Source organism: Microcoleus sp. T3_A4 (assembly GCF_036700465.1).
GTDB lineage: Bacteria > Cyanobacteriota > Cyanobacteriia > Cyanobacteriales > Microcoleaceae > Microcoleus.
The window spans coordinates 1-15,834 of the sequence record NZ_JAUBOY010000059.1 but is presented as its reverse complement, the minus strand read 5'-3'; the positions used below and the strand labels follow the sequence as shown (position 1 = coordinate 15,834).

The following is a 15,834-nucleotide window of genomic DNA, read 5'->3' as shown; positions in this document are numbered from 1 at the left end:
GTCAAGGCAAGATTAGCTTCACCAGCACAGAACCGATCGAACCGAGGAGACTCATAAAGTCGCCGCGGCTGGAAGTGCGGGGTTCCGTAGGCTTTTGGCGTGCAACAATGGCTTCGCCTAACTGCTTTGACAACTCCTGACCTTGTGGATTTCCTTGAGCTGCAAAGAGTTTGTTTGCTATTGCAGCGTCTTGAGTCGCGCCGGCGAAGTCTCCCAAGTCAGCGCGAGACATACTGCGCGCAAAATAAACGGCCGCTAAATCCGATTTCAGATTCAGCGCTTGATTGTAATAATCAATGGCGTTTCTGTAGTTTCCTGCTTGAGCTTCCAGCACTCCCAACCGGTAGAAGTCTTCAGCGGTGCCGATATTGGTTGGCATTCCTCTAACTCCGAGCAGTTGCGCGTTAGTTAAATTGGCGCCTTGCAAATTGGCGTCGCTGAGATAGGCACTTCTCAAGTCAGCACCGCTGAGGTTGGCACCGCTGAGGTTGGCCCCTGTCAGGTTGACGCCAAACAGGCTGGTGCCGCTGAGGTTGGCACCGCTGAGGTCAGCCCCGGTAAGGTTGGCTCGACTGAGGTTAGCCAACCTCAAGTCAGCACCTTTGAGATTGGCTCCTGTTAAATTGGCTAAAACCAAGCCCGCACTGCTGAGGTCGCAGTTGGGGCACTGTCGGGTGGCTAGTAATTGTTGCGTGTGTTGGATGTTCTCGGCGGGTGCAGGAGCGATCGGGGCGATCGCGCTCAGCAGCGTTACAGCAGCGAGGATTCTGAGTTTCATTTTAACCGTCCAAAATCCAAAATATTAAATCTAAAATAGCTTTTCTCGAAGCAATTGAAAATCACCATAACACAAGTTCAGCTAACAAATCTTTTGACTTGCCGTATGTAGGAGTTCTGGGCGCCATCAGCACCCTAAATTGAAGTTATCCGCCTTACCTTAGTGTCAAATAAAGATTTCGCTGCCAATAAATTAGGGTAATGAAAACCTCATTACCCTTTAGCCGCTGTTCTCGGCAACCATAAAAATTAACAAATAAATTAGTCGTGAATCGTGCCGTCGGGCATCGTTGTACCCTTAAGATATACTCCGCTCAGGTTAACTTTTGTAAGGTTTGCTCCCAACAGGTTTGCTCCGCTTAAGTCTGACGCACTTAAAATCGCTTCAGTCAAGTCTGCCCTAATTAGACTCGCCCCCATTAAGTCAGCTCCGCTAAGGTCTACTTTGCTCAAGTTTGCGCCAATTAAATCGCATTCTGTGAGCACCGCCCTACGCAAGTTTACTCCGTAAAGATTTACTCCGTGCAAGTCTGCACGGCTGAGTGTTGCCCGAGATATGTTGGCTCCAATTAAAGTTGCTTGGATCAGGGAAGCTCCGCTCAAGTCTGCTTTGCTGAGATTTGCTCCCATCAACTCAGCTCGATTCAGGTTAGCTTCAAGTAAAAGTGCTTCTGTGAGGTCTGCTCCACCTAAGTCTGCTTTGCTCAAATTAATCTTGCACAAATTGGCTTTGCCAAAGTTGACTCTGTTGAGTTTGGCTTTGCTGAGATTGGCTCCAATCAGGTCGGCTTCATACAGATTGGCTCCAATCAATTCTGCTTCGTAGAGGTAGACCTCGTGCAGGTAGACCCCGCTAAAATTTCTTTCTCCTATTGCGTATAGCTTGAGCAGTTCGTCAACGTTCATTGTGGCTTCTCTACACCTTTTAAATGAAGAATACTGTCAGCAAGCTGGTTGCACCGGATGTTCTGCAATTTTAGATTCTGAAATATTCACACCCTGGGTGAAACTTCCCTGAATCTGCAAGGTTTGAGTATAAATTAGAGGGTTTGGTGAGGGTGAAGGACAAAGCTGCATTCTCTTTTCCCTTTGGTTAAACATTAACCTTTAAAAATTTTAACCACAAGTTTGATCGCACTTCCCAAAGATTCTAGGTGGAAAGTCCGATCGATCAAACCCATAACTTTTTGTGCATAGTTGAGTTCACTGAACATAAGTGTGATATAGATCACTGACCGATGTTAGTAGTATCACATAGAACACCCCCTTTCGATCACAGCAGGCAGGAAAAAATAGCCGATACTCATACTGTAATGCTGAAAAATTGACAATACCACCCTAGTCGTGTTTTACTCAAATGGCGATAAAGTCAGTAGTTTCACAGATACTTGCCCGCTTGCTGTGAAAGTCGGTTGCAACGTCACTCGCCGCTACCCACTCCGGGTGATGAGAGTGTTGATGTATCAAGATTTCTCACACAGCGAAAGCCAGAAATGCACTTCTGGGAGTAGGGGAATGTCTGTATAAAAATGCGATCGCTGGTGTACAGACATTCCCCTGTTTGCTAGCACCTAATGGCTAAAAATCGCTTATACGTTCGCAAAAAATACCAATAAATACCAGGAAAACCATGATAAATGTTTAACAATAAGAGAATAAATGGTATTCCTTAAGAGTCACCTATTGCCGGTAATGTTACAGGCGATCCGTTCACTGCTATCACTATTAGCAATGACGCTTGTCCATCAAATACAAAAATGATCCAGAAACCTGGTTTTTTACCCACAAAAATCATGGCAACCTTGCTCCCGGTTAAAATAATCAGGTTTCTGAGCGTCTGACTGCCTCCAGGAAGGAAAAAGTTTAATGAGAACGATCGCTTTTGTATTGCTTCAGGGCAAACAAAAGGTCAGCATTTAGGATTGGAGCAGCTTTCGCTCCCTTGTCAAACAAAGGTATTGTAGAACGCGAATCGTGAGGTAATTGATATGGCTGGAGTATGTAAACTTAGCATCACAGAGACAAGTGAAGAGCTAAAAAACCTGTTAACTGAACAAAAAACGGCAAGCGGCTTTCAAAAAATTCAAGCACTTTACCTGTTCAAAATTTGTCATGTTAAGACAGTTAAAGAATTGGCAATGACCATTGGGGTAAATCGAATTACAGTGCAGCGGTGGCTGAGAAAGTACCGATCTGATGGACTAGAAGGACTCCTCGAAACAAAGCACAGCGGCGGCCGCAAGCCGGCCATTCCTCCGCTGGCACGCGCTAGTTTGGCAATGCGCCTCAGCGACCCCCATAAAGGCTTTAAAAGCTATGGAGAAATTCAAGAGTGGTTGCAGCAGGAATATAGCATCGAGGCTTCCTATAAAGCCGTTTACGCAACAGTCAGATACCAGCTCAAAGCTAAGCTGACGAAAGTCTAGACTGTGCATACCACGTCGGATTAAGCACCGATTATCTAATTGTTTGTTGTCAGCTTTTGAAGAGTTTGAGGAGTTGCGTCATCACGACAAACCGGACTAATTCTTTTTTAACAAAACTCGCTCTCATAAACTGCGGAGCATATAAATTGTATGTTGTGGCAATGGGGTGAAGGGGAGAAGATTTGATGCTTTTCCCGGGTTTGTGAAAGATGCTTAAAAAATTGCTTAGAAAGCATAACTTGCAAGTTTTGTCTAATTTGCAAGTTTTGTTATATGGATGGAAAAATTGGCAGCGGCTAAGGCAAAAACCGATCCAAAGCCGCTTTCAATTCTTCGATTTCCGTATCGATATTACCTTCTTTAGCGGCTCTGGCAATGCACTCGGTTAAGTGTTCGTCAAGAATGATTCTCGCTACGCGATCGAGCGCGCCTCGCACCGCAGCAACTTGCACCAGAACTTCGGGACAGGGACGGTTTTCTTGAACCATTGTTTTAATGCCGCGGACGTGCCCCTCAATCCGAGACAAGCGATTTACCAGCCGTCGCATCGATTCTTCATCGTGATGGTGAGGGTGGACTGATTGATCGTCGTGATGGTGGTGGTGGGAATTTGAGGGCAAGGATTTGTCAGTAGAAGTATCAGATATAATCATTGGGGTTACGAGGGAAATTTTTAAAAGTTAGAATTCAGAATATGTTGAGTTCGTGCGGGCTCGTGACTCATGTATTGTAACTGTCTAAATACATTTAGGATCTTCATAATGGCAGATTATTGAGTCCGCACGATCGCACACCTTTACCAGACTAACCCAGACTAACAAAGATTGACGCTATGCGACTATTTAAGTTTTTTCGGCCCGCACCTCGAATCGGTGCTCGTTGGTTCGCCCTAATTTTAGGAATGACGATCGCCCTGAGTGCGTTAGCAATCAATCCTGCACCCGCTGCCGCTGATGGCAGCAATCCGCCCAACTTACAGTTCCAGAGTTTCCCACCCACCGCCGCGAATCCCCAACTGTTAGCGCTGCGGAGTCCTGAACTCCCAGGAGATACCGGCAGTTTTGTGACCGCCGCTGTCGATCGAGTCGGCCCAGCAGTTGTTCGCATTGATACCGAGCGCACTGTCAGCCGCAACATTGATCCCTTAATGGAAGACCCCTTCTTCCGCAGATTTTTGGGAGAAGATTTACGGAGCATGACCCCCAGACAAGAACGCTTACGCGGTCAAGGTTCCGGCTTCATCATCGACAAAAGCGGGATTGTTTTAACCAATGCTCACGTAGTTGACAAAGCCGATCGAGTGACTGTCACCTTAAACGACGGCAGGACATTTCCAGGAAAAGTGCAAGGTACTGACGAAGTAACAGATTTGGCTGTTGTCAAAATTAATACCAAGGAAGTTAACTTGCCCGTGGCAACGTTAGGAGATTCAGACGCGGTGAAAGTAGGAGATTGGGCGATCGCCGTGGGCAACCCCCTGGGATTTGACAACACCGTCACCTTGGGCATTATCAGCACCCTCAAACGCTCCAGTGCAGCCGTCGGCATTCCCGACAAGCGACTCGATTTCATTCAAACCGACGCAGCCATCAATCCCGGCAATTCCGGCGGCCCCCTGTTAAACAGCAGAGGAGAAGTGATTGGCATCAACACGGCGATTAGAGCCGATGCAATGGGTATTGGGTTTGCGATTCCGATCGACAAAGCCAAGGCCATCTACGCGCAGTTAGCCAAGGGAGAACAAGTCAGCCATCCGTTTTTGGGAATTCAGATGATTGCTTTGACTCCTGAAATGGCCAGAGAGAATAATTCTGACCCCAATGCTCCTTTGATTGTCCCCGAAGTTAAGGGAGTGTTAGTGATGAGAGTTGTGCCAAACACCCCTGCTGAGAAAGCAGGGATTCGCAAAGGGGATGTGATCGTTCAAATTGAGGGTGAGGGAGTGACTGAGCCCGAACAGTTGCAAAATTTGGTGGAAAACAGCCAAATCGGTCAAATTCTGAAACTGAAGGTGCGCCGCGGTGCCCAGATTAAAGAAGTAGCAGTTCAAACTGCTCAATTGCAAGATTTTTAGAAGTGAAGAGGAAGGGGGGAAACTGTTAAATACCACATAAAGTTGGTAGTGAGGATTTTAGTCAAATCTTAATATGTTTAGGTAAGCTGTTGTGCATTTAAATTGTATGTTGAGGGCGGGTTCTCCTGCCCCTCACAAAAGTGAAAAACTATTTTACCATGCAATTTAAATGCACACATAGCTTAAGAGCGACTAAAATCCTCACTATAAAGGAGTTTTATTATATCAAATCCGTTAGCATCGGAATAGTGAATTCGAGTTGACTGTTGACTGTTGACGCCGTGAACAGTCAACAGTCAACAGTCAACAGTCAACATCATTCCCGTGTAACCGGAAATGATATTATGGGTGATTGATATGACACGAGTTCAACTTGCCTATCCCAAAATTCCCGATAGTAAAAATTGCCCTAATGAACAATGTATAGCTTTTGAGAAATACGATGGCACTAATTTGCATTGGGTTTGGGAAGTCGAACTTGGTTGGTATGCTTTTGGTACGCGACGCAGTAGATTTGATTTGGATGAGATGGGAATTGCAGAATTTAATGCTGCACATCCAGGTTTAGAAGCAGCACCGGAAATATTTAAAAGGGACTTTGCTAGTCCCTTAGAGTCTATATTTCGAGAGAATGAAGAGTATCACTGCGCTGAAATTACTGTGTTTACAGAGTTTTTTGGTGCTAGCTCGTTTGCGGGAATGCACCAAAAGGACGATCGCAAACAATTGGTGCTTTTTGATGTGGAAACCGAGGGCGGTATGGTTGTTCCCGATCGGTTTATTCAGGATTTTGGTAAATTAAATATTGCGCGAGTAATTTATCGTGGCAAACTGACGGGCAAGTTTATGGACGATCTTCGCAAGGGGAAATACGGTGTGGATGAAGGTGTTGTGTGCAAGGGAGGCCGCAATGCTAATAATCTGTGGATGGTGAAGATTAAGACTGATGCGTATATGCAGAGATTGCAGCAAGCTTTTCAGGATGATTGGGAAAATTACTGGGAGTAATATAAAAGCTTTGACTTTCTCAAGTTACACAAATTTGGTATTTTTGAACCAATACTCAATGGAACTACTGCTCGATCAAATCCTCGATCGGTTTATGAATGATTTGCAATCGCTATAGATACTTTCATAGACAGTATTTATGCTACTTTAATACTACCAATGGTCGCACATCGATCGAGCAGATAGCAAGCTGATGAAGTAGAGCAGCAGCAACGCCGATTCCGTCTGATTCCGATCGCCCCCTATGCAAAATTAGCCGGATCTTGATCTCGCCGATGCTTCAGCAGAATCGGAGAACCTTGACCATCACCCACCAAAGCCGCCGTTTCCTCCAACGCTTCCCTCAATCGCTTGGCCGCGTAGATGGACATATCGCGGGGCACATTCACCCGATCGCGCAAATACCGCAAAGCCGCATCAGAACCAGCCGGCGGCGTACAAACTTCGCCAGTCATCATCAAAGTTAAAGCACAACGCAAAGCCTCATCGAATAACTTGTCATCAGCAGGATTGACTCGAACGATGTTGCGCTGGTGCTTAATGACGCGGTGAAGTGCTTCAGCGCGGGAGGTTTCCGGTTCTGGATACATCACATCCGGCAGTCCAGCCCAAGGCCCATTATCCACGCGGGCTTTATTGACTAGCATCTGAGGTTCGCCGTTTTCATAACACCCGCCCATCTGAGGCGGTAAATCGTGGACGTGGGTGTGAAAATCGCTCTGAGTGCCGCGATAGGTAGGGCGGGTTTCCATTGCCGCAAACCAGTCAGCAAAGCGCGGGTTTTCTTCCCGCATCGAGTAGCCTTTGTAGTAGTAAAGACTGGCATTCATGCGTTCCACGTAGGGCGTAAAGATCACATCCGCAGTGCCAAATTCATCGAGGAAATAAGGCCCCGGAGTGCTAGCCAAGGCCTTTTCTACCTGGGCGACGACGCTGATAAATTGGTTGCGGTTGTGCTGTTCTACTTTGGCTGAACTTGCTGGGTAGCACAGCCAAGAGCACCAAGCCCTAAACAGCAGTCGCTCTAACCGTCGCATGGGTATTACTGCGGGGTTTTCCATGCCCAAACCCAAGGGGCCATAGACTCGTTCGAGGGCGATTAAGATATCATCGCTTTCAGTGATGATGCGGCCGTCTAGTTCGATCGCCGGTAGCATTCCCGATGGAACTTTGCGCTTGTACCAACTTTCCTTTTCCCCATAGCAGAACATAGTAACTTTGTCAATACGGTAGGGAATTTGTTTTTCTTCCAGCCACAGCCAGATTTTTTGGCAGTAGGGACACCAAGCATGGTTATCGCGGTACAGGGTGACTCGCACATCGGATTCGGTTTTACCAAAGAGGCGCAAGCAGGCTTGAGCGTTGGTTGGCCCGTTGACGCGATCGACTTGAAAGTCGGTGAGGGCTTCTAGTTCTTTCCAGCTTAGCGGGGTGGCGATCGTGGCGGTGGATGTCATAGGTGAATTAGTGCGGATGATACTTCCCCAAAATATAGACTAAATGTATAGCTTTTCTTGGTCGCGATCGTCCAAAAGTTAGCCACCCCTTGATGATTCGGCGGTTGAAACAGGGGCAACCACGGGGGGATTGCCCCTACCACACAAACTTTCGTCCGAGGGTTCTTCTGTTTCATTCTCAGTATTTTGTAGGGTCGTGCCCCCGTGCCGACCCTCCCCATTTATTTAAGCCGGATTTGGGATCAAATCAGAGCGAACATATCTTGGGTAAGCGAGCTTGATGACAAACCAGTGACAGACGCTAACAACTCACCAGTGCTGGCGATACGGATCAGGGTGTCCTGCGCCTGGATACCTGTACCCTGGCTAATTGTTAACTGGTTAAATGTTAGACCGCCGCTTAATCCGAGTAAATCTTGACCAGTCTGGAAATCAGTAATGATGTCCACTCCTGCACCAGAGTTCAGCACAAAGCGATCGCGACCTTCACCACCTATCAGCGAATCATTGCCTAAACCGCCATTGAGCAGGTCATCACCAGCACCACCATAAACAGTATCATTTCCCAAGTCTCCAAAAAGGGTGTCATTTCCCAAGTCCCCGGAAACTAGGTCATCATCCTTACCGCTGTGGACAACATCATTACCTTTACCGCCATAGACAGTATCATTTCCCATGTCTCCGAAGAGGGCATCATCTCCTGAATCTCCTAAAACCAGGTCATTATCCTTGCCGCCGCGAACAATATCGTTGCCTTTACCGCCGTAAAGAGAATCGTTTCCCTGATTGCCGTTGAGAAGGTCTTTGCCTTGATTGCCATAGAGCAAGTCATTACCCAATCCACCAAAAAGAGTGTCATTTCCCGAGTTACCGATTAAGACATCATCATTTTGAGTACCTGTGATTGAGTCGTCATTGTCAGTGCCAATTAAGGTGTCACCGCTAATCCCCTCAAGCGTTGGGGTTGGTAGTGGCGTTGGCTCTGGTAGTGGTGTCGGTGTCAGTGTTGGCTCTGGCGTGGGCGTGGGTTCTGGTAGTAGCGTTGGCTCTGGTAGTGGTGTTGGTGTTGGCTCTGGTAGTAGCGTTGGCTCTGGTAGTGGTTTTGGTGTTGGCTCTGGTAGTAGCGTTGGCTCTGGTAGTGGTGTTGGTGTCGGTGTTGGCTCTGGCGTTGGTGTTGGCTCTGGATTGGATGTCGGTGTCGGTGTTGGCTCTGGATTGGATGTCGGTGTCGGTGTTGGCTCTGGTGTTGGTGTTGGTGTGGGCTCTGGCGTTGGTGTTGGCTCTGGATTGGATGTCGGTGTCGGTGTTGGTGTTGGCTCTGGTGTTGGTGTTGGCTCTGGTGTTGGTGTTGGCTCTGGTGTTGGTGTTGGCTCTGGTGTTGGCTCTGGTGTTGGAGTGGGTGTTGGTGTTGGCTCTGGTGTTGGTGTTGGCGTTAGCGTGCTGCTCAAATAGTTGAGGATGTCACTCCCGGAGAGATTCGCCACAGTTTCAATTAAGCCAGCACCAGAACCCGACTCAGCGAAAAAGTCTAAAATAGCTAGGTCATTAGCAGCATTCGCAACCCCATCTTTGTTGAAGTCTACTAGCAACGTTGTGCCATTTCGTTCGATACCAATAGAACCACCAGCCGGAGCTGATAAAGAGATAGTTACGCCTGGAAGGTTAAGAATATCCGTGCCACCTGCATCTTGGATTTGACTGCCAGCAGCTTTTTGGGCGTCTAGCTCGTAAGTATCGTTCCCTAAGCCAGCTTTGATGGTATCGGCACCGCCACCGCCTGTCAGCGTGTCTTCTAAGGCACCGCCATAGATTTCATCCCCATAGGGAGTGCCGATAATCTTGAATTGCTTGATATTGCTGAAATGCAGTTGGCTTGGCCCCCATGTCTGGATTTCTCCACTGCCTGTTATTGGGTCGAATTTTGGGTAGCGAATACCAACGTTGACATAGGTTGACAGTGAAGGGCCATCACCACCGGAACCGCCAAAATCCCAGGTGCTATCACCTCCTGCAGGGTTGCCAATATCAATGAGTGTGGGAATCCCGGTGCCATCAGCATTCCCTACAAAAAGACCATTACTTCCTTTTCCATCGGTGATGTCTGTATCTTTGACAAAAGCTACTTTGGCACCGTCAGCAGCAAGAGACAGAGGGCCTGAAGCATTTTCGCTACCGGCAACCATAACGACCCCAGAGCCATCAGTCTTACCAGTCCGAATCATGCCAAGTACATTTGGTGAGTCAGCTACATACGCCGCGCTAAACCAAGCCACTTTGCTGCCATCTCCTGACATGGATGGACTGAAAGCAGATTCTGAGAATTTGTTTTCGCCATAGGTATCGTCGGACAGTTTCTTTATACCGGTGCCATCTGTGTTGGCAACAAATATTGATCTGTGTTGTGTTCTGATAGAACTTTGCCAAGCTATCTTCGAGCCGTCTGCTGAAAGGGATGGATAAGTATCATAAACTTCCGCGAAGGCACTAGATGTAGCAGAGTCATCGGTAATTTGTTTAATTCCAGTACCGTCAGTATTGGCAACAAAGATTTCTTCGTCTAAAACAGACTCCCCCACTCTAACCACCCCACTCCAGGCTATTTTCGTCCCATCGCCTGAGAGGGAAATTAGACCGTTAACTCCACCTAGTGGTTCAAATGGGGTAATTTTTGTGATGCCAGTGCCATCAGTGTTGGCAACAAAGAGGTCAGCTTCCCGATAACCCCTATCTTCTATCCAAGCTACCTTGCTGCCATCGGCTGATAGAGAGGAGGCGTAAAAGTTCGGATTAGTAGCAGGAGTGATTCTGAAAGGTGGATTAGAATTACCGACCTGTTTAACCCACAGTCCCTCTTCATCTGTCCACACTACTGTCGTGCCATCGGCTGATAGAGCAACGTCATAGTGAGTAGTGCTGTTGCCAATATCAACTGTGAGGGGTGTTCCTACACCATAAGCGTTTCCGACAAAGACATCCCATGAAGATGGATCTGTTGGGTCAATGTCTCTCCATGCGACAGCACGGGTGGGTAAAGCGGAATAGTCCAAAACTAACAGGTCAGTTCCCGTTCCCCCATCGATCGTATCGTCGCCCAAACCGGGGGTGAGGGTGTCGTTTCCGTCTCCGCCGTTGATGGCATCGTTGCCTCCACCACCATCTATGGAGTCATTCTGGGTGCTACCTGACAGCGTATCCCCAAATTCTGAGCCAGTTAGTTTTTCAATGGACAGCAATACATCACCGGCTGCGTCTGCGCCGGAACTTTTACCCGCTGTCAGATCGACGGATACTGCTTCACCGGAGGAGATATAGGAAACAGCATCAATACCCTCTCCACCATCTAGACTATCGGCTCCGGCTCCTCCAGCAAGGTAATCGTCGCCCGAACCAGCCAAAAGTTTGTCCTCACCCGCTTCCCCAGAAAGGCGATCGCTTCCATCACCTCCAAAGAGGCGATCGCCCTGATCGCCACCTCTCAAATTATCGTCGCCGCCCTCGCCAAAAAGCTCATCGCTGCCTGCACCACCAACTAACTGGTCATTCCCCTCACCGCCGTGGAGCGTTGCCGAGCCAGTCCCCCGATAGTAAAGCTGATCGTCACCAATCCCACCTGAAAGGTCTGCCGGAGTTTGGACGCCAGCCTGAATGTTAATTAAATCGTTACGAACACCGCCATCGCCAACAATTTTACTGCTGACATTGTGCTTCTGCCTGGTCTCGAATGCTGATATGTAAACAACCCCGCCTGAATTTGGATCTGGCGAAACGGTGAATATCTCATTTCCATCGTTGAGATCGCCCCTAGTTCTAGCAACTGCATTTGGCCCCATATTCAGCCGCATCACGCCACCGCCAACATCTTCCGCCAGCTTCACACCTGTTTTATCATCGCACTTGGAATCAAAGCTGATTAGTGGCGGAGTTTTGGCCAGACCGATTTCTTCACGACCTCCTAAAAACTTATAGTAAGCGTACAACCCAGCAGTAACTTCACCGCTAGTATCAAACAAACACAGCGGATCTTCTTTAATTTGCTCCAGAATTTTATTGACCCGAACCTTGCCATCACCATTGTGTAGATTATCGGGCAGATCGAAGTTAACTTTGGTGCGAACGCTTGCTTCTACACCAGCACTAGCTAATACTGCATTGATTTCGCCAGCGCCTGCAATCCCTCCAGTCAGACTAACTTCTGGAACCTTTTCAATCGTTCCGTCGGGGTTAGTGCGGAAATCGTTCACAAAAAATCCGTTGAAAATATCAGCAGTTTTGCCACTATCTGCGAACTGCTTTAGCCCTTCTGTATCAAAGCCAAAAGCTAAATCGATGTTGGCACTAAGGTCAAAGCTGAAACGAGCTCCCAAAATATAAATGATGGGGTAAAACTGACTGTATCCCAACTTGAATTTCAGCTCCGGCATATCGTATGTAAACAAATCTGCCGTTTGCCCCAGCAGCAGCTTAAACGCATTCGTTGAATCGTTTAAGAGTGGAAATTGGAGTTGACCTGCCTTTGAGCTTTCAAAACGGCTGACAAAGTTTGTGGCTTCTGTTGCTCCTTTACTTTCTAGCTGCGATTTGATGTCGGGAATTCCCTGACTTGGGCTCGGCGGTACATTTTTAAGGTCGGGAACCGATCGGATATCAGTGCTGCCTAAATTAAAGCTGCCAAGGTCAACAATCAGCTTGTCAGGGCTAGTTGAAATATCGTCGATTTTTTCAATCAAAACAGCGATTTCGCGGACGGCATCTATGTAATCCAAATTGAAATCTGGATCGATAGCTGGCCCGATAGTTTCGATGATATCCAAGAGCGTAACATTACCATCCTTATCTTTATCTAAGCCAGCTTTGATAGCTTTGACATCAGAGAACCCCGGTAGCGGTTCTTCCAGCACTTTGATGACAGGTTGAATTGGATCTGTAACCTGCTTGATTTTTCCCAAAATAGGTTTCGCAAAGTCGCTGAAGAATGTACCCATATCCATCTGTACGTTGTTGAACGCAATACTGGGTACATCGCCAAAACTGCTAGGATTGTCTGGATCGGCATTGCTGCTATTAAATCCCCAGCCAATATTGATGTCCGTACTAAGCGATGGCAATACGGCAGACTCTTGAAAACTGGTGGCAGCATTCAGATTGATATTGGCAGAACCATTAAGTTTGGCATCAACGAGATTTGCCAAATTAACTGATGGCAGTTCTGAAAACAAAAGTTGATTGTCTGAGTCCTTTAAGTCAACTGTGAACTCGCCGTTAAATTGGGTGCCTTTATCTTTAACAGTGAGTTGAAGAAATCCCAGTTTTCCAGTTGCCTCTAAATTGGGAAGAGAAGCATTGAAATTTATTTTAATTTCGTTGGCATTTGATGTGTCGAAGTAAAAGCCTTTAGTCTTATTGACACCAAAATCCAGATTTAAATCATAGCCAAGACCGATTTTGGCATTGCCATTGATATCCAATTTCAAAGCTGGTAATCCAATCCCAGCATCCAAGGCTGTAGAGAATGAGTTAGCCGCCTCTTCTTTTTTGAGCCTTAAGTTAAACTTAACATCGTCGGTTGTTTCCACAAAGCTAATCGCCTGGTCAATTTCTTGGGCATCAACTTGACCATCATTATTCAAATCTGGGAGCAACTTTAACCCACTGGACCCCAAAGCTTCTGCTAGAGCTTGTTTGATTAGTTCCGGTGTTTTAGTTACTGCTGTATCAAGTTTTTCGTGCAGTTTTTTGAGAATATCATCTTCAAAATTGCTGATAAACTGTACGCCAGTTTCAGCGGAATTCTTCAGTTTATCTCCTAAAAGTGGCAATTTGTTCCCATATACTCGGTTATTGACAGCAGCTTGGAGGGTATCTAGAAGAGCATCGAAACCTCCGATAATGTTTCCCAGGTTGTCACCTGTGTAAATTGTTGCTTGTTCAATCTGAAGAACTTGTCCATCTAAGGCAATAGTATCTGAATCATCCTCAGCTAAAAGCAGTTGTCGCTGTTGAGAGTTAAGTGTTTCTCCGCGCACTAAAGCTGAAAAGATTGCTCCTTCATCACCTCGGGTATCAGAGTTATTCAATTGCCAGTCTATTGAGTGACCGATTTCTTCTAAAATAACATTGGCGATCGCATCAATATTATTGGCATTTTCAGCTATAAATTCTCGCGACATATAAATACTGTTAGTTGCTCCAGCAAAAGCTCCATTTGCTCCATTGATTTCTGCTGAAGAGCGAATCTCAATGAAAGGAAGTTTTTCAAAGTCTCCATTCGCCCAATCTAGAGCTAAACTTTGGGCAACCTCAGCATCAAAATCATTACCAAAAGCTAACCCTATTTTGGCAATTAAATCTGCATCTGTTGCTAAATCACCGAGGAAGTTATGAGTTTTTTGTAGAGCAACCTCTAGACTATGAGTAATGGTAGTGCTATCTAGTAAGAAATTCATACTGTGAATACCTGAAATGCTATTTTGAACCTAACTAATAGATTTGTCCCTGTCTCTGCATTAGCCTCTACCACTTTAAATTAATAAACAGGACAGGAAAATTTTGGAACTATTGCTTAATCAAGCAACTAGATTAGCAGTTTGTTTTGCTTGGGCTTGTTTTTCTGTTTACGCCTGAAGACTTTACTTGCACCTAAACTTCCTAACGCCAGCATACTCAACACAGAAGAGGGTTTGGGAACGGGTTTCTTATTTTGATGATCTGATGCAGTTAACTTCTGAAGTCCGCCTAATTCTAGCCGCTCGGATTCTGATAGTAAGAAAGCTTATGATCGAAAACACTATGCAATATGCTCTAGTTAACCATTGCTCTAGTTACAGCCTACAGTAGTAGAACTTGAGATCGTTTAATGCAGTATCGTCACCAGAGCCTTGTGGAGGCTCGACTTTAGCTTGAAAACCACAGATTGCAGAAAATTGTGTGGGATTTATCCAGCCTAACCAATTTCCCCACTGTCCACCGTTGCTTGCTTCCAGTGGGTAATATCCATTCCTGTTAGTACAAATAAAGGAAACAGAGTTAGCCGCAGTGTCATCGCCGTTACGTTGCCAGGGTTCCATTTTTATTCTAAAACTGGTCAACAATGAACCATTACACGCAACTGCCGCGCCCCAATTTCCCCAATTTCCCTTATGTGCAATAATGCGTCCAGCAAATCCACCATTGGGGTAGTAACAATAGAGAGAAATTGCATTTAGCGCAGTATCATCGCCTCCTCCTTTAGGAGATTCAACTCTCATGTCATATCCGCCAGCATATGAGCCTGATGGACAAAAAACAATGTCAGACCATTCACCCCAACGACCAGCTCCAGTAGTAAGGCTTTCGGTAACGTCATTACGATAGCCTTGCCCAAATGCAGTAATGGGTGTTAATGAAAGAGTTATAAAGAGGGTGGATAATAAGACCTTTTTCATCAGCATCGTTCTTAATATAAAAGTTCACTGGTTAAATCTACCTTAATTCAGTAATAACCCGGATGCGGCAGCGGCGTCTGTGAGTAAAAGTTATAAATAGTTATATCCTGAGTGCAAAATATGCTATACTTTTTAAGTATAATTACCTAAATTTCTGCAATTGGAGACAGGAACCACGACCCTTGCGCTAACACACCCGATAATTTTAAATAAATGACGATCGACGAAGCACTGCTTTTCCTCGACTCAGTTCTCAAACAAGACCATCTCAACGATATTCACATACTGGTATTGCGGCAGTCTTGGGAAGGACACTCTTATCCACAGATTGCCAAAAGCGCGGGTTATGATGCCGAATACATTAAGTTTGTTGGCTTTCAGTTATGGCAAATTCTCACTCGGGTATGCGGCGAAAAAGTCACTAAGAGTAACGTTCAGTCAGTTATGCGACGGAAAGTACAACAGACACAAGTAACCGTCGCACTACCAAATAGCCAAATTACTCACAATATCAACGCACAAGTCGATCGCCGTGGTACGATCGCCGATCGAGATCCAACTGACTTAACAAAACTAAACAAAACGATTAATTGGGCAATACTCCGGACAGTTTTTAAAGAGGAATGCGATCGCAATAAAATAGAGAAGTGAAAAAAGTGAGTGCAATCTCA

10 protein-coding genes are annotated in these 15,834 nt (G+C 46.2%); 4 read left to right on the top strand and 6 right to left on the bottom strand.

The genetic code is table 11. The features are described 5' to 3' along the window. Position 1 precedes the first annotated feature (1 nt). Both QUA07_RS25730 and QUA07_RS25725 read right to left on the bottom strand, forming a co-directional pair. Complete coding sequence (locus QUA07_RS25730; protein ID WP_333330886.1) at positions 2–778, bottom strand: pentapeptide repeat-containing protein; 777 nt, start codon at positions 776–778, stop codon at positions 2–4. A 260-nt stretch (positions 779–1,038) separates the two neighbouring features. Next, a complete protein-coding gene (locus QUA07_RS25725; protein WP_333084313.1) occupies positions 1,039–1,683 on the bottom strand; it encodes a pentapeptide repeat-containing protein in 645 nt (214 codons plus the stop codon). 1,082 nt (positions 1,684–2,765) lie between these two features. On the opposite strand from QUA07_RS25725, the gene QUA07_RS25720 reads away from it, so the two are divergent. Continuing rightward, entirely contained in the window at positions 2,766–3,203 is a 438-nt protein-coding gene (locus tag QUA07_RS25720) for a helix-turn-helix domain-containing protein (protein WP_333084315.1), read from the top strand. Between the two features lie 296 nt (positions 3,204–3,499). Here the strand turns inward: QUA07_RS25720 and QUA07_RS25715 are convergent, their stop codons facing one another. Continuing rightward, the gene (locus QUA07_RS25715) at positions 3,500–3,856 is read right to left on the bottom strand and encodes a metal-sensitive transcriptional regulator (protein ID WP_333084317.1); all 357 of its coding nucleotides are present in this window, start codon (positions 3,854–3,856) and stop codon (positions 3,500–3,502) included. Between the two features lie 179 nt (positions 3,857–4,035). On the opposite strand from QUA07_RS25715, the gene QUA07_RS25710 reads away from it, so the two are divergent. Together QUA07_RS25710 and QUA07_RS25705 are read left to right on the top strand one after the other, a co-directional pair. Continuing rightward, the gene (locus QUA07_RS25710; protein WP_333330883.1) at positions 4,036–5,277 is read left to right on the top strand and encodes an HhoA/HhoB/HtrA family serine endopeptidase; all 1,242 of its coding nucleotides are present in this window, start codon (positions 4,036–4,038) and stop codon (positions 5,275–5,277) included. 357 nt (positions 5,278–5,634) lie between these two features. Further along, positions 5,635–6,285 (top strand): RNA ligase family protein, encoded by a 651-nt coding sequence (locus QUA07_RS25705; protein ID WP_333330880.1) that lies wholly within the window; start codon positions 5,635–5,637, stop codon positions 6,283–6,285. Between the two features lie 242 nt (positions 6,286–6,527). On the opposite strand, the gene QUA07_RS25700 is transcribed toward QUA07_RS25705, so the two are convergent. The 3 genes from QUA07_RS25700 to QUA07_RS25690 form a co-directional block, all read right to left on the bottom strand. Then, complete coding sequence (locus QUA07_RS25700) at positions 6,528–7,742, bottom strand: glutathione S-transferase family protein (protein WP_333330877.1); 1,215 nt, start codon at positions 7,740–7,742, stop codon at positions 6,528–6,530. Between the two features lie 242 nt (positions 7,743–7,984). Beyond that, positions 7,985–14,185 (bottom strand): hypothetical protein, encoded by a 6,201-nt coding sequence (locus QUA07_RS25695; protein WP_333330874.1) that lies wholly within the window; start codon positions 14,183–14,185, stop codon positions 7,985–7,987. Between the two features lie 375 nt (positions 14,186–14,560). Beyond that, on the bottom strand, positions 14,561–15,163 hold the full coding sequence (locus QUA07_RS25690; protein WP_333330872.1) for a hypothetical protein: 603 nt from the start codon (positions 15,161–15,163) through the stop codon (positions 14,561–14,563). Positions 15,164–15,376: 213 nt separating this feature from the next. On the opposite strand from QUA07_RS25690, the gene QUA07_RS25685 reads away from it, so the two are divergent. Beyond that, the gene (locus tag QUA07_RS25685; protein WP_333330869.1) at positions 15,377–15,814 is read left to right on the top strand and encodes a hypothetical protein; all 438 of its coding nucleotides are present in this window, start codon (positions 15,377–15,379) and stop codon (positions 15,812–15,814) included. Positions 15,815–15,834: the final 20 nt, after the last annotated feature.